Origin of the sequence: Phenylobacterium sp., from assembly GCF_036263695.1 — a bacterium.
Taxonomy (GTDB): domain Bacteria; phylum Pseudomonadota; class Alphaproteobacteria; order Caulobacterales; family Caulobacteraceae; genus Phenylobacterium.
The window spans coordinates 1-2,636 of the sequence record NZ_DATAGM010000422.1 but is presented as its reverse complement, the minus strand read 5'-3'; the positions used below and the strand labels follow the sequence as shown (position 1 = coordinate 2,636).

Annotated in this window: 4 protein-coding genes; 3 read left to right on the top strand and 1 reads right to left on the bottom strand. The window is 71.2% G+C overall.

Features of this window, described 5'->3' with window-relative positions:
• Nucleotides 1–42: 42 nt before the first annotated feature.
• Genes crcB through VHK87_RS16895 form a run of 3 tightly spaced genes read left to right on the top strand, consistent with a single transcriptional unit; the run spans nucleotide 43 to nucleotide 2,149 of the window.
• A complete protein-coding gene (crcB, locus tag VHK87_RS16905) occupies nucleotides 43–426 on the top strand; it encodes a fluoride efflux transporter CrcB (protein WP_329636057.1) in 384 nt (127 codons plus the stop codon).
• Nucleotides 423–1,406, top strand: coding sequence for an RluA family pseudouridine synthase (locus VHK87_RS16900; protein WP_414694162.1), 984 nt, complete (start codon nucleotides 423–425; stop codon nucleotides 1,404–1,406). Before crcB ends, VHK87_RS16900 begins: the two co-directional genes overlap by 4 nt.
• Before the next feature lie 14 nt (nucleotides 1,407–1,420).
• Nucleotides 1,421–2,149, top strand: coding sequence for an ATP12 family chaperone protein (locus VHK87_RS16895; protein ID WP_329636055.1), 729 nt, complete (start codon nucleotides 1,421–1,423; stop codon nucleotides 2,147–2,149).
• Here VHK87_RS16895 and VHK87_RS16890 read toward each other — a convergent pair.
• Nucleotides 2,146–2,636 (bottom strand): retropepsin-like aspartic protease (locus VHK87_RS16890; protein WP_329636054.1); only part of this gene is annotated, 491 nt, incomplete at its 5' end. The two genes, VHK87_RS16895 and VHK87_RS16890, sit on opposite strands and share 4 nt — an antisense overlap.

Genomic DNA, 2,636 nt, shown 5'->3' with positions numbered 1-2,636 from the left:
GCTGCATTTGCCCTGGGCCCGGCGCCCGGCCATAACGGCGCGATGGAAAAACTCCTGCTGGTGGGGCTCGGCGGCGGCGCGGGCGCTGTGCTGCGCTACCTGACCGGCGTGGCGGCCCACAAGGCGCTGGGCGGCGGCTGGCCGTGGGGCACCTTGGTGGTGAACGTCATCGGCGGCCTGGCCATGGGCCTGCTGATCGATGTACTGGCGCTGCGCGGCGGGGAGGCGCAGGAGAAGCTTCGGCTGCTGCTGGGCGTCGGCGTGCTGGGCGGCTTCACCACTTTTTCGGCCTTCTCGCTCGAGCTCGGCCTGATGCTGCGCCGGCAGGAGCTGGGGCAGGCGGCGATCTATGCCGCCGGCTCGGTCGTTTTATCGGTGGCCGCACTGTTCTCAGGGATGGGGCTGGCCCGGAGGATGTTCGCTTGAGAGAGGTGCGCACCATTCCCGTCGCGCCCGGCGAGGACGGGGTCCGGCTCGACCGCTGGTTCCGCAGGCGCTGGCCGCACCTGACCCATGTGCAGCTGAACAAGCTGATCCGGTCCGGCCAGGTGCGGGTGGACGGCGGCCGGGCAAAGCCGGACACCCGGCTGGAGGCCGGAAACCAGATCCGCGTCCCGCCGCTGCCGGACGCCCCGCCCAAGGGCGAGCGGGACGGGCTCTCCGAGCGCGACGTCGCTTACGCCAAGTCGCTGGTGCTCTACGAGGACGAGGAGGTGCTGGTCCTCAACAAGCCGTCGGGCCTGGCGGTGCAGGGCGGCACCAAGACCACCAAGCACATCGACCGGCTGCTGAGCGCCTGGGGCGAAGGGCTGGAGCGGCCGAGGCTGGTCCACCGGCTGGACCGCGACACCTCCGGGGTGCTGGTGCTGGGCAAGACCCCGGGCGCGGCGGCGAAGCTCTCCGGCGCCTTCGCCAGGCGCCGGGCGCAGAAGACCTACTGGGCGTTGGTCGCCGGCTTTCCCAAGCCTGGCGAGGGCGTGATCGAGCTGCACCTGGTCAAGACCGGGGTCGGCGACCGCGAGCTGGTGCGTCCCGCCGACCCGAAGGAGTTCGGGGCCGAGCCTGCGGAGACCGAGTTCGTCACCATCTCCCGGGCCGGCGCGCGGGTGGCCTGGATGGCGTTGCGCCCGCATACCGGGCGGACCCACCAGCTGCGGGCCCACATGCTGGCCATGGGCCATCCGATCCTCGGCGATCCAAAGTATGGCAACGAGGCGTCGGCGGAACTATCTGAGGGCCTGAAGCTGCAGCTGCACGCCCGGCGTCTGATCCTGCCGCACCCCTCGCGCGGGACCCTGATCCTGGAGGCGCCGCTGTCCCCCGAGATGAAGGCCGGCTTCGCGCGTTTCGGATTCGACCAGCACGAGGCCGACCCGGAACCGTTCGGGCCGCAACGCCGGCGCTGACGAAGAGAAGAACTGTGCGACGCGGATTTCATGAGCCGGCGGACAAGCCCCGGCGCTTCTACAAGGCCGTCTCGGTGGAGCCGACTCCGGACGGGTTCGAGGTGCGGCTGGACGCGCGCACCGTGCGCACGCCGAAGGGCGGCAGGCTCGCCCTTCCGACGCGCGCCCTGGCCGACCAGATCGCCGAGGAGTGGGCGCGTCAGGGCGAGACCATCGAGGTGGCCGGCATGCACGTCATGCGGCTGGCCAACACGGCGCTGGAGGCGGTCCCCGCCGCCCGCGAGGCCACCGCCGACCAGGTGGCCCAGTACGCGGGCTCGGACCTGGTCTGCTACTACGCCGAAGACCCGGCCCAGCTGGTGGAGCGGCAGGCGGCCGCCTGGGGCCCGGTGCTTGACTGGGCGGAGGCGGAGCTGGGCCTGCGGTTCGTTCGCGTGTCCGGGATCATCCACCAGCCGCAGCCCGAGGAGACGCTGGCGCGGATCCGCGCGCTGGCGCTGTCCCTGGACGACTTCCGTCTGGCCGGGCTGGCCTTTGGCTCGGCGCTGTTCGGCTCGACGCTGCTGGCCATCGCGGTGCTGAAGGGCCGGCTGAGCGGCGAGGAAGCCTTCGAGCTCTCACGTGTCGACGAGGCCTTCCAGGAACAGAAGTGGGGGATCGACGCCGAGGCGGCCGAACGCACCGAGCGGCTGCGCGGCGAGGCGGTGATGCTGGAGCGGTGGTTCAAGGCGCTGGAGAGCTAGGTCTTCAGTTCGATCGCGTCGAAGCGCACGGCGGAGCGGCCGAAGTCGAGGGCGACGGTGTCGAACTGGCGCAGCAGGTCCATGCCGAGGATCAGGGCGGGGGAACGCTCCAGCTCCCACAGCTTGAAGACGTGGCTGTCGGCGTAGACCACCGGCACCGCGCCCATTTGCAGGCCGCCCAGCCGCACCCAGGGCAGGAAGCCCGCTTCGCCCTCGAACCGCTCGCCGGCGACGGAGATCAGCCCGACCGGCGCGCCGGGCTTGAAGGTCTTGTCCTTGCGGCGGGCGAGCTCGCGTAGGGCGAAGTTGCCGAGCGAGACCTCCGAGCCGGAATCGACGATGGCGCTGATCCGCTCGCCCGCGAGATCGGCGTCGACGATGGTCAGCTGTCCGGACTTGCGGCGGGCCGGGACGATGACGCTGCTGTCCGAGGGCTTGTCGGCCTTGGAGCGGGTGATCTCCAGAGTGTCGTCGGCGAAGCCCAGCA